At 55.8% G+C, this 23867-nt stretch carries 24 protein-coding genes; 7 read left to right on the forward strand and 17 right to left on the reverse strand.

Annotated features, from left to right (window positions below; all coding sequences use genetic code 11):
- Positions 1-733 precede the first annotated feature (733 nt).
- The 9 genes from Q8N04_06635 to Q8N04_06675 form a co-directional block, all read right to left on the reverse strand.
- Positions 734-1144 carry a type II toxin-antitoxin system VapC family toxin gene (locus Q8N04_06635; GenBank protein MDP3090336.1) on the reverse strand — a complete coding sequence of 137 codons (411 nt, stop codon included), beginning with the start codon at positions 1142-1144 and terminating at the stop codon, positions 734-736.
- Positions 1137-1388, reverse strand: a complete 252-nt coding sequence (locus Q8N04_06640) for an AbrB/MazE/SpoVT family DNA-binding domain-containing protein (GenBank protein ID MDP3090337.1) — start codon at positions 1386-1388, stop codon at positions 1137-1139. Before Q8N04_06640 ends, Q8N04_06635 begins: the two co-directional genes overlap by 8 nt.
- A gap of 245 nt (positions 1389-1633) precedes the next feature.
- Positions 1634-1891: a hypothetical protein gene (locus Q8N04_06645; protein MDP3090338.1), complete on the reverse strand. Its 258-nt coding sequence runs from the start codon at positions 1889-1891 to the stop codon at positions 1634-1636.
- Between the two features lie 641 nt (positions 1892-2532).
- Positions 2533-2835 carry a hypothetical protein gene (locus Q8N04_06650; GenBank protein ID MDP3090339.1) on the reverse strand — a complete coding sequence of 101 codons (303 nt, stop codon included), beginning with the start codon at positions 2833-2835 and terminating at the stop codon, positions 2533-2535.
- A gap of 128 nt (positions 2836-2963) precedes the next feature.
- Positions 2964-3107, reverse strand: a complete 144-nt coding sequence (locus Q8N04_06655) for a hypothetical protein (GenBank protein MDP3090340.1) — start codon at positions 3105-3107, stop codon at positions 2964-2966.
- Between the two features lie 495 nt (positions 3108-3602).
- Positions 3603-5021 carry a sigma-54 dependent transcriptional regulator gene (locus Q8N04_06660; GenBank protein MDP3090341.1) on the reverse strand — a complete coding sequence of 473 codons (1419 nt, stop codon included), beginning with the start codon at positions 5019-5021 and terminating at the stop codon, positions 3603-3605.
- A 7-nt stretch (positions 5022-5028) separates the two neighbouring features.
- Positions 5029-5802 carry a hypothetical protein gene (locus tag Q8N04_06665; GenBank protein MDP3090342.1) on the reverse strand — a complete coding sequence of 258 codons (774 nt, stop codon included), beginning with the start codon at positions 5800-5802 and terminating at the stop codon, positions 5029-5031.
- A gap of 8 nt (positions 5803-5810) precedes the next feature.
- Positions 5811-7283, reverse strand: coding sequence for a HAMP domain-containing sensor histidine kinase (locus Q8N04_06670; protein ID MDP3090343.1), 1473 nt, complete (start codon positions 7281-7283; stop codon positions 5811-5813).
- Positions 7284-7486: 203 nt separating this feature from the next.
- Positions 7487-8317: a hypothetical protein gene (locus tag Q8N04_06675; protein MDP3090344.1), complete on the reverse strand. Its 831-nt coding sequence runs from the start codon at positions 8315-8317 to the stop codon at positions 7487-7489.
- Between the two features lie 242 nt (positions 8318-8559).
- Here Q8N04_06675 and clpB point away from each other — a divergent pair, with 242 nt between their 5' ends.
- Entirely contained in the window at positions 8560-11154 is a 2595-nt protein-coding gene (gene clpB, locus Q8N04_06680) for an ATP-dependent chaperone ClpB (protein MDP3090345.1), read from the forward strand.
- 25 nt (positions 11155-11179) lie between these two features.
- Here the strand turns inward: clpB and Q8N04_06685 are convergent, their stop codons facing one another.
- The 3 genes from Q8N04_06685 to Q8N04_06695 are packed head-to-tail and all read right to left on the reverse strand — an operon-like array spanning position 11180 to position 13401.
- Complete coding sequence (locus tag Q8N04_06685; GenBank protein ID MDP3090346.1) at positions 11180-11605, reverse strand: hypothetical protein; 426 nt, start codon at positions 11603-11605, stop codon at positions 11180-11182.
- 44 nt (positions 11606-11649) lie between these two features.
- A complete protein-coding gene (locus tag Q8N04_06690; GenBank protein ID MDP3090347.1) occupies positions 11650-11865 on the reverse strand; it encodes a hypothetical protein in 216 nt (71 codons plus the stop codon).
- Between the two features lie 6 nt (positions 11866-11871).
- Complete coding sequence (locus tag Q8N04_06695; GenBank protein MDP3090348.1) at positions 11872-13401, reverse strand: YifB family Mg chelatase-like AAA ATPase; 1530 nt, start codon at positions 13399-13401, stop codon at positions 11872-11874.
- Between the two features lie 182 nt (positions 13402-13583).
- On the opposite strand from Q8N04_06695, the gene Q8N04_06700 reads away from it, so the two are divergent.
- Positions 13584-14171: a hypothetical protein gene (locus Q8N04_06700; protein MDP3090349.1), complete on the forward strand. Its 588-nt coding sequence runs from the start codon at positions 13584-13586 to the stop codon at positions 14169-14171.
- Between the two features lie 52 nt (positions 14172-14223).
- Positions 14224-14460 carry an Lrp/AsnC ligand binding domain-containing protein gene (locus Q8N04_06705; GenBank protein MDP3090350.1) on the forward strand — a complete coding sequence of 79 codons (237 nt, stop codon included), beginning with the start codon at positions 14224-14226 and terminating at the stop codon, positions 14458-14460.
- A gap of 62 nt (positions 14461-14522) precedes the next feature.
- Here the strand turns inward: Q8N04_06705 and Q8N04_06710 are convergent, their stop codons facing one another.
- Positions 14523-15512 carry a Gfo/Idh/MocA family oxidoreductase gene (locus Q8N04_06710; GenBank protein MDP3090351.1) on the reverse strand — a complete coding sequence of 330 codons (990 nt, stop codon included), beginning with the start codon at positions 15510-15512 and terminating at the stop codon, positions 14523-14525.
- Positions 15513-15676: 164 nt separating this feature from the next.
- Between Q8N04_06710 and Q8N04_06715 the strand changes: the two genes are divergently transcribed.
- Together Q8N04_06715 and Q8N04_06720 are read left to right on the forward strand one after the other, a co-directional pair.
- A complete protein-coding gene (locus Q8N04_06715) occupies positions 15677-16477 on the forward strand; it encodes a dienelactone hydrolase family protein (GenBank protein ID MDP3090352.1) in 801 nt (266 codons plus the stop codon).
- 45 nt (positions 16478-16522) lie between these two features.
- Positions 16523-17428: a hypothetical protein gene (locus Q8N04_06720; protein ID MDP3090353.1), complete on the forward strand. Its 906-nt coding sequence runs from the start codon at positions 16523-16525 to the stop codon at positions 17426-17428.
- A gap of 20 nt (positions 17429-17448) precedes the next feature.
- On the opposite strand, the gene Q8N04_06725 is transcribed toward Q8N04_06720, so the two are convergent.
- Positions 17449-17850, reverse strand: coding sequence for a DUF423 domain-containing protein (locus Q8N04_06725; GenBank protein MDP3090354.1), 402 nt, complete (start codon positions 17848-17850; stop codon positions 17449-17451).
- 75 nt (positions 17851-17925) lie between these two features.
- On the opposite strand from Q8N04_06725, the gene Q8N04_06730 reads away from it, so the two are divergent.
- Positions 17926-18480: a hypothetical protein gene (locus Q8N04_06730; GenBank protein ID MDP3090355.1), complete on the forward strand. Its 555-nt coding sequence runs from the start codon at positions 17926-17928 to the stop codon at positions 18478-18480.
- 128 nt (positions 18481-18608) lie between these two features.
- On the opposite strand, the gene Q8N04_06735 is transcribed toward Q8N04_06730, so the two are convergent.
- The 3 genes from Q8N04_06735 to Q8N04_06745 all read right to left on the reverse strand — a co-directional run bounded on the left by Q8N04_06735 (position 18609) and on the right by Q8N04_06745 (position 23642).
- Positions 18609-18995, reverse strand: a complete 387-nt coding sequence (locus Q8N04_06735; GenBank protein MDP3090356.1) for a type II toxin-antitoxin system VapC family toxin — start codon at positions 18993-18995, stop codon at positions 18609-18611.
- Positions 18996-19263: 268 nt separating this feature from the next.
- Complete coding sequence (locus Q8N04_06740; protein ID MDP3090357.1) at positions 19264-19857, reverse strand: RHS repeat domain-containing protein; 594 nt, start codon at positions 19855-19857, stop codon at positions 19264-19266.
- 131 nt (positions 19858-19988) lie between these two features.
- Positions 19989-23642, reverse strand: a complete 3654-nt coding sequence (locus Q8N04_06745) for a hypothetical protein (protein MDP3090358.1) — start codon at positions 23640-23642, stop codon at positions 19989-19991.
- An 83-nt stretch (positions 23643-23725) separates the two neighbouring features.
- Between Q8N04_06745 and Q8N04_06750 the strand changes: the two genes are divergently transcribed.
- Positions 23726-23867 (forward strand): IS630 family transposase (locus Q8N04_06750; GenBank protein MDP3090359.1); only part of this gene is annotated, 142 nt, incomplete at its 3' end.

Below are 23867 nucleotides of genomic sequence, written 5' to 3' on the forward strand. Positions count from 1 at the left end.
GGCCCGGACGCGCCGCACTCTGTGAAAATAGTGGTTGAATCGATGCAATAGAGAATTTCAAGACATGACCATATTGGATAAATGGCTTTTCCATCAGTGTATGAAGCAGGCTTGGTTCAATAACTCCCTTGAGGAATAAGTTCGTTAGCGAAGTCTACACAGTCTGTCTTTGTCCGGTTTGTCTTACCGCTCTTCGCATCAATCATGCAATTATCAAATACATTTGCTCTCTCTCTTTCTTCATTTTTGTGCTGCTTTAGATGCTTCTGTCCTTCATCACTTGCGTAGTATTGCTGGCACAGAAATACCTGTGCATAGGGCGATTCTGTCGTTCGGCACATTCTCGAGTATTGTTCAGAAGAGCACCCACCAACTATTGCAGCGGTTGCTACCACAAGCGTGAAAGAGGTCAAGCGGAGTTTGTTATCCAGAGTGACCAGCCCCCAGTTGTTAGGCCACCGTCCAAGTTCCTTCACGCCGACACGCTGATCGGTGCGAAGGAACGAGCGATTGGGGCGCATTGTAAGAGGATGCCGAGGGAGGCGCAAGATCCTTTTGGCAGAAATGGTGGTAATTCACCTCCTGTAGTGAGGCATCGAGGCCTTGAGTTTGATGATGGGGGGAGTCTAACGACATCCCCTCCCCCCACAAGAAACGCCCGCGTGGTCACCGGTGGAGAAGGAGGAAAACGCGCTTCGGTGGTCATCCACTCGGGAAACTTCCTGCTATGCGATCACAAATCCCCTATGTGGACCCACGGAATGCGGGCAAAGTGCTTCCGATCGTAGGTGAGAATCTCTGTGAGTCCTTGCTCTTTCATGTGGAAGGCATTGTACGCGTCTACGAAATCGATGTTCGCATGGACATAGAGATCGAGGGCCATAAAGAGCAGCGGGGTTTCGGGACAATGCAGATTAGGCGTATTCAGGATCTTCTCGACTTTCTCGGCGATATCCGACTTCTCCAGCTTGTAAAAGGATTCCAGTGTCCAGATGATCTCGGCGATGACCAGTAGACTTGTTGCCAATTTGATCTTGCCGCGTAACGCATCGCGAAACAGTGTCTCGGCACGCTTGGCTTTAGCCGGGTCGTCGTTGGTCAGAAACCGGAGAAACACATTAGTATCGACGAAGAGACTAGCCATGCCCGACCACCTTCTTGGCAACAGCCTGTTTCACAGACTGACGAATCTTCTCAAAATCTTCGGGGTGCGCTGACGGCTGGACTGAGCCTCTCAGATCAAGAATCGTCCCCTTGACGACCTTCAAGACCACTTCCTCGCCTCGCATCACAAAAAGAACTTTTTCCCCCTCTTTCACGCCCAAGCGGTCACGAATCGCCTTGGGAATCGTGACCTGGCCCTTCCGGGTTATCGTAGATTCCAACATGCATACCTCCTCGCTATTGTAGTACTTTTTAAGCTTAGTGCTACATAACGATCGAGTCAACCTCTATCCCGAGAAGAGGTGAACTACAGGGGGGAGTCTGACGACACCCCCCATTCCCCCCACAAGCAGCGCCCGCGTGGCCGCCGGCGGGAAAAGAGGGAAAACCCGTTGCGGTGGCTTTCTCGGAGGAAGCAATCGCGCCAGGGAAAAACAACCTGGCACGACTGCAGCCCCGTCGTTCGCAACTAGGAAATGGTCTCCTGCCCTGGCTGGGGTGGGGGCAGGAGACTTGATGTATTGATCGTCCAGCGACAACCCGGATCTTCGAAGCCCGATATCCATCCGAACGTTCCTGCCCCGCCGATCCAGTGTTTGACCGTGGCGCATTCCCCTATTCGACGCAACAGGTCGTAGTGCATGAGACAGAAGAGTTTTCCCTCTGCCTGTCTGGCATGCCGCTGCAGGACAATCTGATACTGCTCTGTCGGTACTGCGATCCCCAAAGAGCAGAAGTATCGGTGCTCCTCAAACTCCCGTGGCTGATTGTCGATATCTTTGCTGATGTACTTTGAGAGCTCTCCCCTTCTGACATTCCAACACCGCCACGTAGGGCATCGAATAGCCACTGCGGGACAGCATGCGCCGTAGCTGTTCGAGATCGGTTAATACCCTGTCTCGATCTTCAATGTTGTCTCTGTACGTGAGCGTGACGAGGTGATCGGCTTGGATCGACAGGCATTTTCTTCTGATCTCTCCCTTCGCCCCTGCTTGTGCCCGTTTCTCGTTTTGCTCTTTGTTCTTCGACGTTCCCTTGAAACCCTTCTTACCGGGATGCGGATCGACCTTTCCCCATGAAGCCTCGACCCACTGCTTGCCGAAGTCATGAATCTTAACTGACCAGGTTGAACCTCCCGATGAATGTGTGGGGATGTTGGATTGCGTGTGATCAACGAGAAATGTCTTTCTGACAAGTTTAGAGGCCGCCGGCGGACCGGCGGCCGTGCGACATCTTCTTGTGTTCGAGAGAGTCGTTCGTTGTGTTCGTGCTCCATAAATGGCCTCCCAAAATCGTAACCGAAATTGTAACCACAAACGCCCTTTTTGCCCGTTCAGCGCGCAAGAGAGCGCAACATGGCCCGGTCATCTAACCGGGCCATTCTTCATGTGATTCTGTTGCTTTTGGTGTGATTGAGGAGGGTGCAGAAAACGGGTCTGGAGCTATTTGTAAACCGCAGGTTGGAGGTTCAATTCCTCTCGCCAGATCCATAAAATCCGCTGACGATTCAACCTCTTTGCAACCTACAGAATTGCTGCGCTCCCCTTCCACTTTGGTCGGTGTAACTGCCTTTGCTTTTTCGCGCTCGAAGCAGGCCGTCAGGGACTGAACCGCCCATTCAGGGTCTGTCTTATTCACGATGAAATAGCGGTCACAGGCCAGTTTAGGCACCACAGTCCGAACTATATACAACACCGCCGTTAATACTTGGCGTCTATTGGTTTCAACGTGAGACCACGTCGGGACAGTGAGAAACACAAGAACCCAACGTGAACACTACAATCTTTCGGTCATCTGATTCAGATTTGTTTAGGAAAACATTCAAGATTATCGAATTCCGCGCCATGCCATATCCACTGAACAGTCGTAGCTTTGATCCATACATAGCCTTCACTTGCAGGAAAATGCAGAGTACACTTGGCTTCGGCTACCAGCTCTTTCATGAGAGGACCCTCTTTTGGGAGCACTCCTAAGTTGCCCACACTGTTCCTCAGTGGAATGCCGCCGGTCCATTCGGCGTAGCTGGCGAGATTTTTTCTTCCGACTGTTAGGCATGTTTCCATGGCACTGCCATGTGTGTAAGAAGCGCTTTTATCGGTGGGAGCGGTCCCTGATCTGATAGCAGACATGATCGAATACCATAGTCTCTGCGGCTGTTAATGCCTCTAATCTTGCCCGCTACACCACATTCTGTTGAGCAATCGGCACTGTAAAGGCTTTAGCCTTGGTGAGGGACCCATTGCGCACAGGGGGGGATGGACGCAAGCTGGGGTATGAACTTAGGCGATGTCTCCTCTCCCAGTATAAAAAGAAAAGGGCTGCGCCATTGAAGGCGCAGCCCCCCTCGCCGGTGTAACCGTTTCGCAGTTACAGCCACACACATAAAGCAATCAAATAGAATAGCCGGAAGTAGCCATTCTCATGATGACGCGAGCATGCTATCGGTCCGCTTCCATCAGAGTCGACTCATCCTCCATCTCTTCGATGTCAGCCTCAATCTTCCCCTTCGTGGTCGACGGATGCAGTCCGTATTTTCGCAACATCTTATAAAAGTCTGCCCGATACCGGCCGGCGAATTGGGCGGCGCGGGAGATATTTCCGCCGGTCAGCTGAAGTACATTCTTGAGATATGTCCGCTCGAATTCTTCTTTCGCCTCTGTCAGGGGCTTCAGCGGGGTATCCGGAGACACTCCGACGGACGGCAGAAGGTCAGGCGTGATCATATCCTGCCTGGTCATCACCACGGCTTTCTCGATGGCATTTTCCAGTTCGCGCACATTGCCCGGCCACGGATTCACCATCAAACGATGCAATGCCGTTGGCGTGAAACCACGGACGTCTTTATTCGCCCGCTGGTTGCTGATCTTGAGGAAATGTTGCGCGAGTAACGGAATATCGTCGCGACGGTCGCGCAGCGGCGGAATGAAGAGAGGCACCACGGAAATTCGATAATAGAGATCGTTGCGGAAGCTGCCGTTCTTGACCGCTTCGCCGAGATCTTTGTTCGTCGCAGCAATGATGCGCACATCGATCTTGGTCGAGAGTTCAGAACCGACTTCGCGGACTTCCCGCTCCTGAACCGCACGCAACAACTTTACTTGCATCGACAGCGGCATTTCTCCGATTTCATCGAGGAAAATCGTCCCACCATTGGCGCTCTGAAAGAGTCCTTTTTTAGCCCCATGCGCGCTGGTGAAGGCCCCGCGCACATGCCCGAAGAGTTCGCTCTCGAACAGGGCTTCAGGAATGGCGGCGCAGTTTAACGCGACAAAGGGACCTTTGCTCCGGCGGCTGTTGGTATGCGCCACCCTCGCCATCACTTCTTTGCCGGTTCCGGTCTCGCCGAACAGAAGAATGGTGGCATCGGAATCAGCCACTTGGGCAATCTGCTGAAAGAGCCGCTGCATCGCCGGGCTACGCGCGACGACGTTTTCAAGGCCGTAGAGTTCCTTGACCAAAGACTTGAGCCGCTGAATTTCCTTGCTCATGCGCTGTTGCGACAGAGCTTTTTCGATCGTGGCTTTCAGCTCTTTGTCGTCGAACGGCTTCGTCAAATACCCGAATGCTCCGCGCTGCATCGCTTCGACGGCATTCGGAATGCTGCCGTGCGCAGTCAGGATAATCACCGGCAACTGCGGATGAATCCGCAGCAGTTCCTCCGTCACATCCAGACCATCCTCCCCGCGCAGGCGCAAGTCCGTAATGGCCAGATCGAACATCTTCTTTTTCGCCTCCACCAGAGCCTCGTGCCCGGTGGTGCAAGATGTGACGGCAAATCCCTCTGCGGAGAGTCGCATCTTCAAGAGATGCAGCAATCCTTCATCATCATCGACGACTAAAATTTGTTCCTTGTCCATAGGCTCCTTACTGCGCAGGTGCGGGTTCCGGCACAGGAACAGGCGCACTCGCTGATGGCGGACGAATCGGTCGAACCTTCTCTCGCATTTCTTGATCGATCCGCTTCAACGCCTCCAATTGGCTAGAAAGTTCTTCGATCTTTTTATCCCGTTCCATGACTTGTTTCTGAAATGTTTGGACTGAGCCTTGCTCGGAAGCCGTTTTCGGACCGTCCTTGTCCTTCTTCGAGGTCAACGTCTCGATCTTGCGTTCCTGGTCGGCAATCTGCCGTTGTAGCGCTTCAATCGCTTGCGCATCGGCATCCTTCATCCCACGAAGTTGCTGCATAATCACTTCACGATCAAGCAAGTCCCGCACCAGGCGGTCTATCGTTTGATTCAAAGCGCTATTGGCATCCGCCATGGCAGGAGCCGCTAACACTGCTTGCATCCAGGAGGGGTCTTTCGAGCTATTTCCATCCTGCAGCAGTTTAAGCCAGGCTTTGCTGGAGGCGGCTACCTGGCTCTTGGGCGCAACGGCGAGGACCTTTCCAAAGTATTTTTCAGCAACTTCGCGGCTTTCGTACAATCCTAAGAGGCCACGGGTAAAATACGCATGATCGCACGAACTCGTTTCGTTGCATTTCTGGACTATGGAGTCCTGCTTCTTTGCAAGTGCCTGATAGAGCTTGGATTCTCCTGAATCAACATGAAAAAAAGGCTGATTCAACGGCAATGGAGAAGTCCAGCTCGCACAGCCGCTTACCGCGATAGGAATGATCCACAATATGGCACTCTTCATAGTCACCCTCAGCTTGTCCCGCCTGGTTTGGTCAACCGTAGGATAAACCGTACAGTCGTTCCCTTTCCAGCCTCACCTTCAATCCAGATCCGCCCGCTATGGGCTTCCACAATTTTCTTTGCCAGCGCCAATCCAAGCCCGCTCCCTGCGGAGGCATTCTTGGCCTTATTTCGTCCCTGATAAAACCGTTCGAAGATATGGGGAAGATCTTCGGAATCGATACCTGGTCCGGCATCGGATACAGATATCTCCAAGACCCCCGCCTTAGGATCGGGAGCCATGTGCAGCTTGACGATGCCTCCTTCAGGACTGAATTTCAAGGCGTTTGACAAGAGATTATCCAGCACCTGTTCAATGCGCAGCGCATCGGCCTTCACCCACAGACGTTCTTTCGGGTGTTCCGTCAGGAGCTGAACGTGTTTGGAATCAGCCAAAAGTCTGACTTTGTTGACTGAAATATCCGCAATGCGATTCAGATCGATCGGGACAATCCGATACTCCATCATTCCGGCTTCCATCTTTGAAAGATCGAGAATAGTCGAGATCAGATGAATCAACCGTCGACTGCTATCGGCCATGATCCGAAGCGTGGTTCGCTGTTCTGCTAGGAGCGGTCCGGGAATTTCATCGAGGAGCAGATGCGTCCCTTCCTGAATTGAAGCCATCGGCGTGCGTAGTTCATGCGACACGTGGGCGAGAAATTCCGACTTCATGTCGTCCAGCTCCTGGAGCTTTCCCCCCATCCAGTTCACGGTATCGACCAGATCGCGAAGCTCCGAAGGTGCGGTAATCTCCAAGGGTGTGCCGAATTTTCCTTGCCCAATCAGCTTGATATGTCCCTGCAACTGACGAAGCGGACGCAGAATACTATAACTGGCAATCCCCGCGAGTCCAAGCCCGAATACCAAGGCAACCAGCACTAACTGCTCCGTGACGGCTTCCGCCCGCGCGGCGCTGGCACGTGATTCGCTGACCCCCACACTCACCCGTGCTTCATGTACGTCGATATAACTTTGAATCGTCGCAGACATCCGATCCATGATGGCATCTCGACGGTTCTCGTATCCTACCTCATGCCCGCCCACCCGATCGCCGGGTTGCTCGAATTCGTCATGAAAAAGGACTAGGCGCTCTTGCAGTAGCTGCCCGGCCTCCTGAAGCAACGTGATTGCATGAGGTGCGATTTCTTGATCACGAAGATGCTGAAGATTTCGCTGGAATTCTTCAACCTCTTCATTGAAATTCGTGAGAAACGTTCCATCTTTCGTCGCCAGATATTTTTTTTCACTATTGAGTTGGGCAAACAAGGACTCCTGAAGTCTCTTGGCCGCCTCAACGGCCGGATAGTGAAACGAAGCCATTTCTGTACTGAGCGCCGTGAGCTGGCGAAGCTGGAATAAGGCATAGAGATTCACCCCTGCCATGACCGCAATAATCACCAGGCAGGTGAGAACTAAGCGCCAAAATATGGAAAGTCTCATGATCCGAGATGCCTTCGTCTGATGAGCTGGAATCACTCAAAAAGCTAGTGTAGGTAAAACCATACATTATTTCACTCTCTGCCACAACTGTTGCAGTACTGTTTCCCGTGAATTCCAGAATATGTTGTGAAATTTAAACCTCTCGCACGGTCTCGACCATGGAATCGGCGCGAGTTCCGCGCTGGCAGTCGCAATCCGACTAACTATCGCCCGTCATCAAATCGACGGGCGAACGCGCGCTGCCGGTGAGATGAGCCATGGAGTAATGCAAAGAGATGGCCGCGGAACAGGAGGATGCTCATGGCCACGGGAGGAGTCAAAATAATCGCCAAAATCCAGTAGGCGTCGGACGGGATTCCCAGATAGCCGAACCACCCGCCAAGGACGGTGAATGGGAGAATCAAGAGTTGGAAAAAGTCGAGTCCGGCTCCTCGACCCAGACGACTGGCCAACCGGACAAACTGTTCAAGCCCGGAGGGCGATAGCACGACTGGAAGTATCAACAGTCCGAACGGCAAGAACCATTCGATCCAATTTTCCAACACAAACTCATAGCAGGTCTTCAACACATCCAGCGGAGAATCCTGCCGTACCTGATAAATCACCTCAGGCGCCGGATTCAGTAAAATGAAGAGCAGCAGGAGCGCCGCCGACGAGAGAAATTGCCCATAGGGGTTCGCCTGAGTGCCAAGATCGAGCGCCATGATGGGGAGCCACAAGACAAACCCTACCCCGATCACTTCCCAAAAGTAGCAACCCAGACTTTCCTGGATATCCTGCAGTTGAAGGGAACGCGCGCCGCCGAGCGAGTGCTCGATCAACGAAAGCGTCGCCCCCACCAACAACGCATTGAGAGCCCCGAGCAGAAAACCGCCGGCGATCCCTAATGAGCCTGCCACCTGCGATACCCCGACAAACAGCAGCGCAAACCCCACCAACGCGAGCATGGCAATCCAGCCATGACGGAGCGAACGTGCGGTGGACCGAATCGCTTGCCGATAGAGCTCAAACAATGAGGACATCTGGCTGGGCATCTCAACCTCTTACCATTTCTTGTTGCTTCTACCTTGCGTACGGGCTGGTTTTACCACCTGCATCAAGGATTCCAGGCGCATCAGATTGCACGGGTCCGCACCTTAATCCTGAACGGCTGGCCGGTCAAGAACCGATAAGCGAAAGGAGAATCTCCCTGCTCATGGCTTGACACGTGCTGACCGATGATTATTAGAGATCCATCAGCAACTCGCGCACCTGTCGAGGAGGAATTCCCGTGGATATGAACACAATGACGATGAAACTCCAGGAAGCCCTGCAAACGGCTTCATCGCATGCCATGCGCCGCAGCCACCAGGGCATCGACGTTGAGCATTTATTGCTCGCGCTCCTCGATCAGGAAGGCGGAACAACGTCCACGTTGCTGGAACAAGCCGGCGTGGCACTCTCCGCCGTTCGTCAGGCCACCGATCAGGCGCTTGGCAAATTGCCTCAGGTACAGGGTGCGAGCGGTGGTCCAGGACAGGTGCATGTCACGAATCGCTTAAGCCAGGTGCTCAGCAAAGCCGAAGATGAAAAGGCCGCGCTGAAAGATGACTATCTCAGCGTCGAGCACGTATTGCTCGCCATGGTTCAAGAAGGCGGTATTTTCAAAAAGCTGGGGGTGACGCGCGATCGTCTCCTGTCCGGCTTGCAACAAGTACGGGGCAATCAACGGGTGACCACGCAAGATCCCGAAAGCACCTATCAATCGCTCGAAAAATACGGCCGTGACCTGACGCGGGCAGCGGGGCAGGGAAAGCTCGATCCCGTCATTGGACGCGACGATGAAATTCGCCGGGTGATTCAAATTCTTTCCCGGCGCACCAAGAACAATCCCGTCCTGATCGGCGAGCCCGGCGTGGGCAAGACCGCCATCGTCGAGGGATTAGCCATCCGGATTATCAAGGGAGATGTCCCGGAAGGGCTGAAACAGAAACGAGTCATCACCTTAGATATGGGATCGCTGGTCGCCGGCGCGAAATTTCGCGGCGAATTCGAAGAGCGGCTCAAGGCGGTGCTCAAGGAAATTCAATCCTCGCAGGGACAAATTCTGCTGTTCATCGACGAGTTACACACCGTCGTCGGAGCCGGCGCGGCCGAGGGTTCGATGGATGCGGCGAACTTGCTCAAGCCTATGCTTGCGCGGGGCGAGTTGCACCTCATCGGAGCCACCACGCTCGATGAATACCGGAAACATATCGAAAAAGATGCCGCGCTCGAACGGCGGTTCCAAACCGTCCTGGTCGATCAACCGTCGGTCGAGGATACGATCTCGATCCTGCGCGGCCTGAAGGAGCGCTACGAAGTTCACCACGGCGTGCGTATTAAAGATGGCGCCCTGGTGGCAGCGGCAAAGTTATCGAACCGCTACATCGCGGATCGTTTCCTGCCCGACAAAGCCATCGACCTCGTCGATGAGGCAGCGGCACGTTTGAGGACGGAGATCGATAGTCTGCCGGCTGAGCTGGATGAAGTCTCCCGCAAAGTCCTCCAACTGGAGATCGAGCGCGAAGCGCTCCGGAAAGAAAAGGATCAGGCGAGTGCCGCTCGATTGAGCACGCTCGAAACGGAACTAGCCGAAAAACAGAGCGCCGCTCAGGTCCTCAAGACGCAGTGGGATTCAGAAAAGGCTTCGGTCGGACGTCTCCGGAAGACCAGAGAAGCCATTGAAGAAGTGAAACTGAAAATTGAACAGGCCGAGCGGGCCTACGATCTCAATCGCGTGGCGGAACTCCGCTACGGAGACCTCCCCCGTCTGGAACGGGAACTCGCTATCGAACAAACGTCCTTGGGGAAAAAGCAGGATCAGAACCGGCTGCTCAAGGAAGAAGTCGATGAGGATGAGATTGCCGCAGTCGTGAGTCGATGGACCGGGATCCCTGTCTCGCGCTTAATGGAAGGCGAGTCCGACAAACTGCTCAAGCTGGAGGATCTGCTGCATCAACGGGTCATCGGTCAAGACGAAGGCGTGCGCGCGGTGGCCGATGCGGTACTGCGGGCGAGGTCCGGCATCAAAGATCCCAACCGGCCGATCGGATCGTTCCTCTTTCTCGGCCCGACCGGTGTGGGGAAAACCGAGTTGGCGAGAGCGCTGGCGACCGTGCTCTTCGATGATGAGAGCAACCTCATTCGCATCGACATGTCGGAGTATATGGAAAAGCACACGGTTGCCCGTCTGATCGGAGCGCCGCCGGGATACGTAGGCTTCGAGGAAGGCGGGCAGTTGACCGAAGCGGTGCGCCGTCACCCCTTCTCCGTCGTGCTCTTCGATGAAATCGAAAAGGCACACCACGACGTCTTCAATGTGTTTTTGCAAATCCTGGATGATGGGCGGCTGACGGATTCCCAAGGCCGGACGGTCGACTTCAAAAATACCGTCCTAATCATGACCTCGAATATCGGCAGTCCCCAAATTCTTGAGTCGCAACAGACCGGGGCCTCGTATGATGAGATGCGATCGGTCGTCATGGGAGAGCTCCGGCAACATTTCCGCCCGGAATTTCTCAATCGCGTGGACGAAACCGTCGTATTCCACCCGCTGGCGACCGAGCAACTCGTGAAGATTGTGGAGATTCAGCTGGAACGGTTGCGGGGACGACTGGCCGAACGGCGCATTCAGCTGGCCATTACCCCGGCAGCTCTCGCCTATCTGGGAGAACGCGGCTACGATCCGGTCTACGGCGCGCGCCCGCTCAAGCGGCTCATTCAGCAGGAGTTGGAAACGCCCCTCGCACGACTCCTCGTGAAGGGTGAATTGCGCGACGGGGACACCGCCTCAATCGATCGGAAGGAACAGGCGCTGGTGATTGTTCCGACCGTGACAGCGGAGGGCTGATCGCTGATTGGCCGTCGGACTTGCGCTATCCGAGTCTGACGGCTCCGCCCGAGGCGTCCTGTGTCGTGCCGCTGGCTCGAAGTTTGTCGATTTTCCATTCCTTCGAAGACACTTCCAGGAGGTGACCCTTCATCGTGGGGAATTCACCCTTGGAAAATACCACCACGTTCGGCGCTTTCACGTCGAACTGGAGCAAGACTTTCCCAGAGGTTGATTCCTTCAACGTCACCGTCTTGGGTGTTTTCGTCACATCATAGGCACGACGCTCGTTGAACATGATGGTGCTGTCGACTAACTTGACGAGCATTTTCCCCGTCTGGTCGAACAGCGCGAAATTCAGCAGGATCGCTCCCGTCGAGCGGTGTTGCGCGACCTGGATGAGCGGCACCCCCTCAACTTCTATGGTGCCATCTGTATTGCGATAGAGATTCGATCCGACTTCAAGATCCATGTTTCCCCTCGTGTGACCAACTGTCAGTAAAAAGACAGACCGCGTTACGACTTCTTGATGCGATCGAGAATCAAGGCGATGCAGCCGCCGAGCAGGCCCCCACCGATGATGGTCGTCAGCAGTTCCGCCAGTTTGAGCGTCCAGACCGACCCTTGCGCCTGCATGACATCGCGTATGCCGCCTTGCAGCATCAGCACTGAGAGCGCCATCGTCGCCCCGACGACGAACCACCAGAGAAAGACTTTCATGGTCGTCAGCACAACCCGTCACACCTCAATCGCCCGATCGAGCGCCCGATACTGAATCGCTTCCGCGACATGGACGGTCTCAATCTTATCAGAGTCCGCTAAATCAGCAATGGTCCTCGCGACACGCAAAATGCGTCCATGGGCGCGGGCTGACAGATTGAGCCTGGCCATGGCCTGCTCCAGCAATTCTTGGGGCCCGGCCGCAAGCCCACAATACCGCTTCACGAGTCTGGGCTTCAACTGGGCATTGGTGTAAATGCCGTCGCCCCGATACCGTACCTGCTGCCGCCCGCGCGCTGCGAGCACACGGGCACGAATCGCGGCAGAGCTTTCGGTCGGAGGCTGTTCATGGCGCAACTCGCGAATCGGCACCGGCGGTACTTCCAAGTGCAGATCCAGCCGGTCGAGCAGGGGGCCGGAGAGCTTGGCGCGATAGCGACGAATCTGCGGCACCGTGCACACACAAGGCCGGGACCGGTCACCATAGTATCCACAGGGACAGGGATTCATGGCCGCGATCAGCATGAAGCGGGCCGGATACCGTATCGTGCCGCTGGCTCTCGTCAGCGTCACATGACCATCTTCGAGCGGTTGGCGCAATCCCTCCAGCACCGGGCGCTTGAACTCCGGAGATTCATCCAGAAACAGCACGCCGTTGTGCGCGAGCGACACCTCGCCCGGTTTCGGAACGGCTCCTCCGCCCACAAGCCCGGCGTCCGAAATACTATGATGCGGGGATCGAAACGGCCGCACCATGAGCAACGGACGATCCGGCGGCAGCTGGCCGGCCACACTATGGACTCTGGTCGTTTCAATCGCTTCGTCCAGCTCCATAATCGGGAGAATCGATGGGAGGCGGCGCGCCAGCATCGTCTTTCCTGATCCCGGCGGCCCCACCATCAGAAGATTGTGGCCGCCGGCCGCGGCGACCTCCAGCGCCCGCTTGGCGTGATCCTGCCCGCGTACATCGGCATAGTCCTCATCATCCGCCGGCCGTAAGGACTCGAGATGGTTCAAATTCGATGGGCAGGCATTGAGCGGCTGGCTTCCTTTTAGGAACTCGACGGCTTCCGGCAAGGTATGGAGCGGATAGGCATTCACCCCGTCAACGAGCGCCGCTTCGGTCCCATTGGCGGCAGGCAACAGGAGGTCATAACCTTTGCGGCAGGCCAGTCCGAACGATAACGCACCGGTGATCGGTTTGATTCGTCCGTCCAGAGAAAGCTCGCCCAATAAGACCCGCCGGTCCAAGGCCTCTTGCGGGATCACCTCTTCCGCGACGAGGATCCCGATGGCAATGGCCAAATCGAGGCCGGAGCCTTCTTTCTTGATGCCTGCAGGGGCCAGATTGACGGTAATGCGCTTGGCAGGAAAATGAAAACCCGTGTTCTTCAGAGCGGCGCGGACGCGATCACGACTTTCGCGCACGGTCGCATCCGGCAATCCCACCACAGAGAATTGTGGAAGCCCTCCGGAAATGTCGACTTCGACGTCGACAAGATGAGCATCCAGCCCCACGAGTGCAGCACTCGCGACCTTGGCCAGCATGGAGCATCACACCTTTCTGTGCCCGACGAACGCGGGATTATAGAAACTCCTCAATGGTGTTGCAAGCGAATGATCGACCGGCATGACGCCGGTAGCTGCCCGCCGCGTAAGACTGTATAATGCCCGCCATGCGTCTCTCTCTTCGATGCCTCTCCCCGGTGCCGCAATCTTCCGCGTCCATCATGACGCTATTCCTTCCGCCCTTCATGCTCGGCGGACTCCTGGCGATCGGTGAGCTTCGGCAGGCGTGGGCTGACCCTGCCCAGAAACCGGACCTGACCCAAGCACAACGATCCACCAAGACCGCTTCGCCACACATCGGTTCAGCCATGGCCGTGCTGGCCACGCTGCAAGACGCGGAGGTCTTACCCCCAGAAGGCACTCCTGAGGCCAATCACATTATCCGGTTCGTGATTCAGTTCCAGTCGGTCTTTACCAAAAGCGGTGATGCTGCGGTCCTAGAGTTTGCTCGACAGGCGCTTGCGCAGAAGTATGGCGACCAGGCTGAGGACATCGTCAAAGGCCTCCGGACAACCGGATGGACAGCGGACGTTTTAGAGCGGCTCTCCGATGAAGAAGCGCGACGCTCGCCTGAAGACTTACACGTTCTCGCGCAAGGGTTCGCACCGTTTAATCTGTCGGTCGAAGAGTTTCACCGGTTCATGCAGCTGGTGCGAGATGCCCGGCAGGCTCTTCACGCACGCGGGCTCGAGTTTCAGCATATATTTTCATCACGCAGAAAGGAGATGCCTGGGGCTGGATCAAGTTAGTATCCGATGCGACCTTTGAGACGAATCATTGCAGCACACCAAGGAGGAAGCTATGGCAACACGCGCGTACATCCTGATTAAGGTCAAGGCCGGCAAGACCAAGGACGTCGTCCAGGCACTCAAAAAGATTACCGGGGTTGAACAGGCCCATTCCTGCTTCGGTCGGCCGGATATTTTCGTCTTCATCAGCGTGCAAGACGAGCGAACCCTGTCAGACGTCGTCATTACCAAGGTGCATGCGATTGAAGGAGTCGAGGAAACCGACACTCATATCGTGGCGGACGCCTAAGCAGGGCGCGAAGAGCGACACAGGCGGAACGGGTGAGACAGGCACGCGGCACACGATGGACCCTATGCCCGAAGAGGCAGTGTGATGGCCGTGCCGCCGGCCGCGGCGGAACGGTAGCAGGCTTCGGCGATCTCGACAGCGCGGCAACCGTCGTCCCCGGTAATCGGCATCGATGTGTGTTGCTGCAGCGCACGCAAAAACTCCCGCAGCGCGGTGAGGATGGTTGGACTCAATGCGGTCGACCACTCCTCGCTGCGGGAGGCGCTGTCTGTATACCGAATATTCCGGTTCGTCCAATCGGCTAGAAATTGGCCGTCTGAGCCGATCCATTCGGCCCGCCCTACTCGCCCTGCCTCCACACGCGCGACTTCTATGCTGCACGGTATCCCGCTTTTCGTTCGGAGCTGGGCCTTCGCGAATGTCTCCGGGTGACCCGGCGGCATGTGATCCAAGACACATTGCACCGTTTCAATTTCCTCCCCGGTGAGCACGCGAACCAGATCCAGCAGATGCACCCCGAACTCCAGGAGCGCTCCACGCCGGCCATAGCCATCCGCATGGTCCGCACTCCGCCCTTTCGTCTCGATATGGCTCGTCAAGACGAGCTGTCGGGACTGGCCGATACGCGAGCGAGACGCGAGCAACGATTGAATCGTCGCATCGAATCGGAGGGTGTGAGCCGTCATCAACGGCACCCCCGCCCGTGCAGCCGCCTCAACCATGACGCATGCATCAGAGTAGGTCGTTGCCAGAGGTTTCTCGATAAGCACCGGCTTCCGCGCTGAAACCACGGCCAGGCATAGATCTTTATGGAGTACCGGCGGAACAACGAGAATGACCGCATCGACCAGGGGATCCGCGATCAGCTCCTCGGGCCGTCCATATATTCTGACGGCCTCGCTTCCGGGAACGTCCAGCCCCTGCTCCGGGTGTTGCCGACAGACCGCGTGCAATCGAGCTTGAGGCATGTCCTGAATCAGATGGCGGGCATAGCGAGTGCCATGGCGCCCGGCGCCTATGAGCCCCAGGCCGATTTTGGGCGGTACCGTCATATGAGCTTCTCCTGTTTGGCACTGTAGAGTGGATGTCCTTACGGGTCAATGAGTTCACGTCATGACACTCCGTTGACATTCCCGCAAACGGTTCCCTATAGTCGGAACCCAGGTTCGATACGGATCAGCTTTCTGAAATACGCGCGGGGAAAGGGTTGAGCACCATGACCACGACACATTCGGCACCGTATACCTTGGATCAGATCGGCACGGGAATCGCCCGATTCCCGAGCGGGGTGCCCATCCCAACCCATAGCGATGCCATGGTGGATCCCTACATCAAGACACGCATGCCGAAAGAAGTGCAGGTTGAAACGATCTTGTTTTGGCCGCAGACAAAAATGCTCTACCCGAGTCTCGTGCTGCTGCACGACCGATGGGGATTGACCGGGCAAATCAAGGATCTCGGCGCTCGTCTGGCCTGTGAAGGGTATGTGGTCGTCATCCCCAATCTCTATGGACGGATCGGCGGCATGGTCACCGCCAATGATGAGGTCGGCGAAGCGCTGATGGCAAAAATCGACGAATCTCTGGTGCTTCGGGACATCAACTCCTGTTGCGAATATCTGAACACGAAAGATTTCACCAAGCGGAATATCCACGGAGTGGTGGGCTATGGGATGGGGGCCTCGCTGGCACTCCGTTTCGCCGCTCAGCGAAAGCGATTGCGCGCGACGGTCGCCTACTACGGGAAAATGTTCCAGCCTCGCGAGCTGATGAAAGAGGTGATCTCCCCGATTCTCTACCATCAAGCCGGGCGAGATACCTGGGCGACCGCAGACGATGCCGAACAATTACGCGCCGCCGCCGCTGAATATGGCAAGAAGGTCGAGATCGCGATGCACCCCGATGCGCCGCATGCCTTCAGCAATGAAATGAAGACCGACTCCTATCGCGCGGATATCACCGCCACAGCCTGGGAACGATCGGCCGTCTTCCTCAAGGCCTGCTTTCAAGGAACCTAGCGAACATCTCCATCACCCTCGAATTCATCCCTATCCTGGTGACCTATGAGTCGATCCCTGAACATCGCAGGTTGTTTTGTCAGTCTGCTCCTCCTCGTCTCCTCTGGCCACGCAGCAGACCCTAGTTCCGGACCTGCTGAACTGTATCCATTAGTCCAAGCTCAGTCGGAAGCGCTGGGGACCCTGTCGGACAATGCGGCTGCATTGTCCCTCTTCACAACGAAAGTGGGACCGGCGCTGGGCCTCCAAGACGTCGCGAGTACCGTCGCCGCAAAGAACATCCCCGCCAAAGTTGCCAAAGAGCTGGGTGTCCAAGAACTGACGGCGTCTGCCCAACGGCTCATTGCCAACTTGGCTGCCTGGCAGACAGCCGACCGCGTCACGCAATCCTTGAGTCAGCATGCGGACCTCGTTGCCGCTCCGTCGGCCACAGTTGTGAACTGGATCCAGACGACGGCAGCCATTCCCAGTCTCGCTCAGACGATGAAAGAATTGACGCAACTGGCCGACGTGAAACCGGATACCACCGCAGCCGACCGCGTGCCTCTCGCCCTTACAGCGGGACGCTTGGCCCTCGACGCGCAACAGCGGGCGATCGCGGAATGGTGGCAACTCAGGACCTGGAAAGATCGGGTACGAACGGTGCGGGGACGCAACAAACTCTGCGGAACCTGGCAATGGATCATTCACAATCACCAGCAGCATCATCAAGAACAGAAGCTGGCCATGCTGTTCCCTCCCCCGGGGTCTGAATATCCCCAGGTCTCCGGGCTGGTCGAAACCGTCGTGCTTGGAGAAAACGTCTATCTTCGTTGGGAAAGCAACGGCCAAGTCCAGGAAGACAGCCTGCAATTCACCAAAGAAGGAAAAGGCTTGGAAGGCACCTTCGTGAACTCACAAGGCGGATGGGGATCGATCAGCGGAAAACGGACCAGCGACTGCAAGCCGTAACCCTCCGACCCGGGACATTCTTACTCTCGCGTGACAACCTGTTCGCGCCAGACATACCAGCCGAGCAAGCTCCAACCCGTCATAAACGCCAGCCCCCCGATCGGTGTCATGGCTCCTAACCAGCGAATACCCAGCAACGAGACACCGTAGAGACTCCCGCAAAAGAGGAAGATCCCGGCTGCAAAACACCAGCCGGCGCGCGCCACCAGAGGGCAACCAAAGACCTGCCCCGCCAATCCAACCGCGATCATGCCCAGAGCATGATACATCTGATAGCGGGCCGCAGTTTCAAACACGGCCAGCATCGGCGGATCCAATATCGACTTCAACATATGGGCGCCGAACGCCCCCGCGGCAACGGCCAGCGCGGCAAAAAGGCTCCCCAGAGCAATGAGCGTTTGACAGGATCTACGTGACTGCATCGAGGTCTCGCGGTATGGTGGCGGTGGAGAGAAGCTTCGTTCGAATGCATTCTAGCAGACTGCGGATATCGTCACATGTCGATTGAATGCCCACGCTGCCTTCAAATGAACGCCGACTCGTCGTTATCGTGTGATTGCGGGTACGATCTCACTGCGCTCGTCCGACGTCGCTTGATGTCCCGCACGGATCTGCCTCCCTCCTCCAGCAACCAGGATCCTGAAAAGCCGCTGACTCACTGGCATTTCTCGATCGGCGTGGCCATTGTCGGCCTTCTCCTCATTGTGGGGGAAGGCATCCGTCTCAAACTCGATCTCGGTTCCCGCGCCACCTCGCGACTCATCGTCGACAGTGTCCTGATCGGGCTCACCGATTTGGCGGGAGCGCTGGGAATCGGCGCCTTGGCCTGGATGATTGTGTGGGTGCTGCGCTCATACGACGAGGGCCGCTTTCGTCCTTGTCCCAAACGCACCACCTTAGGAGCCACGATCAGTGCAGCCGCCCTTATCTTCCTTGGCCGGTTGACTCCGCCGGATATCGCCAGCCACTACTTTGTTCAGGGGCTGGTCTTTCTCGCCATTGGCATCCCAGCCTACCTGGCCGGATCGCGCCACTGGTTAGGAAAGTGGTAACCGTCACACGGCCCCAACCCATGTAGACCGAGAACCGAATGACACAGCGTCCGGCTGCCTAGTCAGCAAACTGGGAGCACGCGTGACGCACGAACACCTGCGGCCCAGTCAACTAGGGAGCAGCTCTCTTACCACTGAGTCCTAACCGCATATTGCGCAATCAGAGGATCGGGAGTGAGCAGCAAACAATCGTGCTCAATAGCCTGGCAAATCAACATCCGGTCGAATGGATCGCGATGCAACGCAGGCAGCTTATGAAGATGGAGTACCGCCTGTTCATCGAGCGGCAGCGTCACGATCCCATGCTGCTCCCGTTGCTCCACGAGAAACCGCTCGATCGGACCTGGCAAGGACAACTTGCCCAGCGCATGTTTCACGGAAAGCTCCCAGACCGACACCGCACTGAGCAACACATCGTTGGCGGGGTCCACAAACAACGCTCTCGCCCTGGGAGAGAGTTCGTCAGAACCGGAAATGATCCATAAGAACGTACATGTATCGAGCAGACACTTCATCCGCGCGAATGTTCAAAGGCTTGAAGCACGTCGTCTGGCAGCGGTTCGAAGAATGACCGAGGGACGGTAAATCGGTCCTTGGCCAAACCGATCGGGCGGGGCCGAGCCTCCGTCTGAGGCAAGGGGGTAATCTCTGCAATAGGGTGATTATGCCGGCACAAGAGAATACGATCCCCCACTTTCAGCTTCGCCAAATATCGGGAGAGATGTGTTTTCGCTTCGTGGATATTTAATTTAATCATAGACTAACAATAAACTCGAAAGTGAACTAAGTCAAGTGTGGTGAATTCACGATATGCCCATGGACAGTGGCGCTGAACCCAATGCCGGTGATCGTCACCAATCTCGTGACCGGACCGGAGATGGGAGACAGGGCCGAGACGACGGGAGCGGAAGCATTCACTGAAAATGACGTCGTCGCCGAGCCGGTTGTCGTCGTCACGGTCACAGCCGTGGCGCCGGTGCGGGCGGCGAAGGAAATCTGGAACGTGGCGGTGAGGGAGGTCGGGGTGGTGAGGACGTTGCGGACGAGGATGCCGGGGTTGTCCATGGCCAGCGCCGCGCCGGTGAGATTGGTGCCGGTGATCGAAATGTTCACCCAGACGCCCGCATTGCCGGTATTCGGCGTAAGCGCCGCGATCGTCGGTGCGCCGACGCCGCCGGTGTTGCGCGTGATGGAGAGCAGATTGCCCACGGCATCGTACGTATACGTCGCGACATTCCCCTGCCCGTCGATCACCTGGGAGAGCCGGCCCAGGTCGTCGTAGATATATTGGGCCTGGTCAGCAACGGCCTGCGTCGGTACAACGGCACCGAGCCTCAGCACACAGACCACAGTCGTCAGAAGTTTGGATAGTGTCATCGGCTTCACCACCGGTCTTTCATCGCCACTCACCACTCACTCGCACATCCCGCCAGAGCCACATTGCACTCAGACTCCCACAGAAAAGTAGTGTTGCCCCATTTCTTCTTCCTGTTTTCATGAGCGCATAGTTATTGCCGCTCGGCCGCCTTTAGCCAATCGTTGATGGAATTCACTCCCAATGACAACAGCAAATCTTGCACCGATACCACGCGTCGAAGCATCGCGCCATGGTCGGATTCTTCCCGTTCCTCGGCTTCGGAAAAAAGCCGGGTCATTAGCTGGACAAGTCGATTTTCATGGTCGTAAAAGTACGGCTTGGCATGACTGACATAAGCCAAGTAAATCTCGGTTGCGGCTAAGGCGAGCTCTGGATCGCGCTGCGAAATGACGTTGAGCCATTCATCAAATCCGAACAGTCGGTGATGTTTGTGTTCTCTATCGTTTTCAAACACTCTAAAGCAGAGACGTATCAATTCTATTGGGATAGAGATGGCCTGCGCATTGTCCCGAAAGATGTTGTCTACTTGTCGAGCGACTGCCACTGCATGAGGGCCGTCTGCTTTCAGGCCCGCCTCGATACCTGCAAGGCATTGCTCGCGATGACGTTTGATATTTACAGGGTGGCTCCAAACGCGAGCTGCCCCTTGCCAAGCTTCGGCAATCTCTAGAGTGTTCAATTCACTAAGCAATTCGGCAGAGTCGATATGCCCCGTCAGAGCGGCCAAGGCCGAAATGCGCCCCCAAGTTTCCATGTCTTCCTTGCTGCCCTCACGACAGATGCGCTCAAGTAAGGGGGCAACTTTCTGAAAGTGATCGTGATAGGCGTAATAAAGACAACGTTCGGCGGATTGCCAAAGTCCCATAGCATCCTGCATGGCAAGATGAAATAATTCCCAGCCCAACTCGGGGTTCCGGCTTTGGAGGTATGGCAAACGTTGCAGCATCAGGGCGCGGATTGCAGGGTGTTTGTTGCTGGCAAATCGACGTAGCGCGTGCGGCAACAACTCGGGCAGTGCAATGCCACGCTCTTCAAGATTGTTGGCCGAAATCATCAAGGCTTCAGCAACATTTCCGCTCATCATATTGATACCGGTGGTAAGCAAATCGACCGAATCTCCATGGATGGTGCTTTCTTCCCTAAGCTCTTCAAAGCCGGTTGCCAAGTACGCCAGCCGTGCAGCAGTGTGTGTATCCTGGATGACATGTGCGCAGGCTTCCAGAGCCTTGGCTGTGGAGCGATTGAGTTGCCAGTGGATGAGGTGTCTTTCCAGCTCGTCAAGGATTTGACTCCCCAAGGCAGGAGCATCGGGCTCTTCACGCGGTATCCAAGTGCCGTTGGATTGCAAGTTGCCATAGCGATGCGCCAGGTAGGTGGCGATGCCGTCCATGATGTCGTCCCGAAAACCTGCTGAAATATCGGCCCAATGCGCGATCATCAATCCCAAGAATCGCGATGGGTGTCGAGACGACGCCTCGCGCAGTTGCAGACCAACCTCTCGCTTTCCTCCGATTAAGAAATTATCGAAATCGCGGTCGTAGTCAGCGTAATGCGCCAGCAAACGAATTACGCCGTCATCGCTGATATCCAGAAATACCTCAAATGAAAATGGAGCGGAGACCATGCCGCCCCGCACGTCGATGGACGGCTGTCGAACCAATGGCCCATTTGTTTTCTCGTATGCATCTAGCATTGCTTGCGCTTCCGCCGAGCGTAGGTGGCATGGGATGGCGGATATGTATTCTGCTCGCTTCTTCAACATCCACGAACATGTGGCCGCATCTGTTGCGGATTCCTCCCATACGGCTTGTATTGCCGCCATCACTGCATCTTGTGTGGCGTCATCAAGGCATATGTATGCTGACCGGATAAGTGTGCACAATTCGAAAGAAAGCTCGAATTCCAGTAAGTTTTCGTCACACAGCAGGCGTCCTATCAAATCTAGATTGTGTTCCGGTGAATTTGTGACAGCAAGGACAGCGAAATAACACAATGCACCTTCGTGGTTAAAGCACAGGCGCTCCCGGTTCTTCTGCCACCAGTCGGAGTGTTTTTTGGCGTGATCGAGAATGGCCGCCTCAATCGCATCCAGCAGAATCCGTTCACTGTCTATGTATGAATCATCGGTCTGTGTGTGGGTATCACCATATGAGGTATTGCGCAGGTACCCACTGCGATAGCCTATTTGGGTCTTGCCATAGTGCGATGACTGGATTTGGCTCCACTGCTCGAGTGCTTCCAACGCTAAATCAAGGAGGACGGTGGATTGCACCATCCGTTGTTTCAGGAAGTTGTCGTTCTTATCTCTAAATTCATGGGGCTGGCAATGTAGTTTGTTGTCAAAGTGAAACTTTATTACGTCGTCTTTGCTGATGTCGCCAGCGATATAGCGCCATAGCAATTTGTCATCAACAGCGTCAGTGGCTACACAGCGCGCGACAGCATGACCCAAGAGACTATGCTCTGACTTCGGCATGCTGAGTAGATGCTCTAGCAAGGGCACAACCAACGGCAAATTCTCTGCTTGGAATTCGGATAGAGAAATCTCTAATTGCGCGGCGATTCCATTGGCATCCAGCCAGGCCAGAGCCAAGGCATCCATCCAGAAACTCAGCACTCCTGCGGCATCGCCATTTTTCCACTGCGCTACCCGATGCACATGCGCTGTAAACCCCTCGGCATCCCGCGTATCTTTCAAAACAGGAACTAGGTGGGCGAACCAGAAACGGTGCCACTCAATCGCTGCTGCTTGGGTGTAAATCACTTGAAACACTTCACGGTGTGTATTTCGCAAGTCACGGATCAAGGACCAGTCGTCATCCTGTGGTATTTGCTGGGCAAACGATTCAGCAACCAAACGCCGGATATGAAAGGCGGCGCTACCAGTTAATACCGCACGTATTTGTTTCCTGAGCTCGCGGCGATCCCCAGTTGCCAACTGAGCAACGAAGCTGCGGATGCTTGGGCGCACGAATGGTACAGGCGGTAAGTCGTTTATGAACTCATTGAGCGTACAGCCCTTGCGCACGGCTCCACTTATTACCAGTACGTCCAGCAGGGTTTGATGACCGAAGGTCACGTTTCCATCGTGGGTTTTTTGCAGTACGTTGAGGCTGTTCAGCCGCCGCAGGATGTCCTGCGACGCGCCGAGGCGCTGATGAGGAATCGACAGGCTACGTGCTTTCAGCATTACATCAGCGATGGCTTCAATCGATTGCATCGCTGCGTCCCCCAGCGCGGGATCGGCCCGCACGATGGTATCGAGGTAGCGTTGTGCCAGCGCTTGGCTGGTCACCACGTTGAAGCTGCCTTCATGCTGGGCCAGTTCGACAAATAGAGCCAGTTCTCGGGGATTCCGGATCAGTTCACGGGTGATGGTATCAATATTGGTTGAATCGATTCTGAAGTTGTCGAGTAACGGCGCAATTTCAGTCTCCCAGTCAAGCGGCGGGCACTGCAATTCGCAATCCCATTGCCGTGCGGCAATGCGCCGGTCGTATTTGCGGTCAAAGTTGCGGCAAGCTGTGATAACAGTGACATTGGGAATCAGCAGCAGCCGGTCAATTTGTGCCAGGAAGTACGTCAATATGTCGTGTTCGCGGGCGATGGATAAGACGTCCAGTGAGTCGATGACCACAACCACATGCGTGTTTTCCGCCAAGCGGGCGACCTGTTCTACCCATTGTTCTGGCAGGCCCTGTGCCTGGCGTTCCCGCGCCGTCGCCAGGTCAGCGAATTCGCGTGACTGGATGAAGAGCGGCACAAGGTCCGTTCGAGTTTGCATGCACTGCTCTAGTGTCCTGTCTCTGAAGTCCGTGGAATAAGTTGTGCCTCGCTGGTGTCCTCAGGTATCGAAGGGAGGACGCCCTGCGAACGGGACGACCGACAGCTCCGCTGACCTTGACGACAACTGAACGAGAGACCTTGCAGCAGTGGACGCGCCGCCCGAAACCCGCTCAGGCGTTGGCGCAACGGGCCCGGATTATTCTGACCTGTGCCGAGGGGCAGA

Source organism: Nitrospira sp., from assembly GCA_030692565.1.
Lineage (GTDB): Bacteria > Nitrospirota > Nitrospiria > Nitrospirales > Nitrospiraceae > Nitrospira_D.

Excerpts from the sequence above, each read along its gene's own strand:
- Q8N04_06635 (MDP3090336.1), bottom strand. The coding sequence starts at position 1,144 with ATGGCTAGTCTCTTCGTCGATACTAATGTGTTTCTCCGGTTTCTGACC.
- Q8N04_06640 (MDP3090337.1), bottom strand. The coding sequence starts at position 1,388 with ATGTTGGAATCTACGATAACCCGGAAGGGCCAGGTCACGATTCCCAAG.
- Q8N04_06655 (MDP3090340.1), bottom strand. The coding sequence starts at position 3,107 with ATGAAAGAGCTGGTAGCCGAAGCCAAGTGTACTCTGCATTTTCCTGCA.
- Q8N04_06660 (MDP3090341.1), bottom strand. The coding sequence starts at position 5,021 with ATGGACAAGGAACAAATTTTAGTCGTCGATGATGATGAAGGATTGCTG.
- Q8N04_06665 (MDP3090342.1), bottom strand. The coding sequence starts at position 5,802 with ATGAAGAGTGCCATATTGTGGATCATTCCTATCGCGGTAAGCGGCTGT.
- Q8N04_06670 (MDP3090343.1), bottom strand. The coding sequence starts at position 7,283 with ATGAGACTTTCCATATTTTGGCGCTTAGTTCTCACCTGCCTGGTGATT.
- Q8N04_06675 (MDP3090344.1), bottom strand. The coding sequence starts at position 8,317 with ATGCCCAGCCAGATGTCCTCATTGTTTGAGCTCTATCGGCAAGCGATT.
- clpB (MDP3090345.1), top strand. The coding sequence starts at position 8,560 with ATGAACACAATGACGATGAAACTCCAGGAAGCCCTGCAAACGGCTTCA.
- Q8N04_06685 (MDP3090346.1), bottom strand. The coding sequence starts at position 11,605 with ATGGATCTTGAAGTCGGATCGAATCTCTATCGCAATACAGATGGCACC.
- Q8N04_06695 (MDP3090348.1), bottom strand. The coding sequence starts at position 13,401 with ATGCTGGCCAAGGTCGCGAGTGCTGCACTCGTGGGGCTGGATGCTCAT.
- Q8N04_06700 (MDP3090349.1), top strand. The coding sequence starts at position 13,584 with ATGACGCTATTCCTTCCGCCCTTCATGCTCGGCGGACTCCTGGCGATC.
- Q8N04_06705 (MDP3090350.1), top strand. The coding sequence starts at position 14,224 with ATGGCAACACGCGCGTACATCCTGATTAAGGTCAAGGCCGGCAAGACC.
- Q8N04_06710 (MDP3090351.1), bottom strand. The coding sequence starts at position 15,512 with ATGACGGTACCGCCCAAAATCGGCCTGGGGCTCATAGGCGCCGGGCGC.
- Q8N04_06715 (MDP3090352.1), top strand. The coding sequence starts at position 15,677 with ATGACCACGACACATTCGGCACCGTATACCTTGGATCAGATCGGCACG.
- Q8N04_06720 (MDP3090353.1), top strand. The coding sequence starts at position 16,523 with ATGAGTCGATCCCTGAACATCGCAGGTTGTTTTGTCAGTCTGCTCCTC.
- Q8N04_06725 (MDP3090354.1), bottom strand. The coding sequence starts at position 17,850 with ATGCAGTCACGTAGATCCTGTCAAACGCTCATTGCTCTGGGGAGCCTT.
- Q8N04_06730 (MDP3090355.1), top strand. The coding sequence starts at position 17,926 with ATGTCGATTGAATGCCCACGCTGCCTTCAAATGAACGCCGACTCGTCG.
- Q8N04_06735 (MDP3090356.1), bottom strand. The coding sequence starts at position 18,995 with ATGAAGTGTCTGCTCGATACATGTACGTTCTTATGGATCATTTCCGGT.
- Q8N04_06740 (MDP3090357.1), bottom strand. The coding sequence starts at position 19,857 with ATGACACTATCCAAACTTCTGACGACTGTGGTCTGTGTGCTGAGGCTC.
- Q8N04_06745 (MDP3090358.1), bottom strand. The coding sequence starts at position 23,642 with ATGCAAACTCGAACGGACCTTGTGCCGCTCTTCATCCAGTCACGCGAA.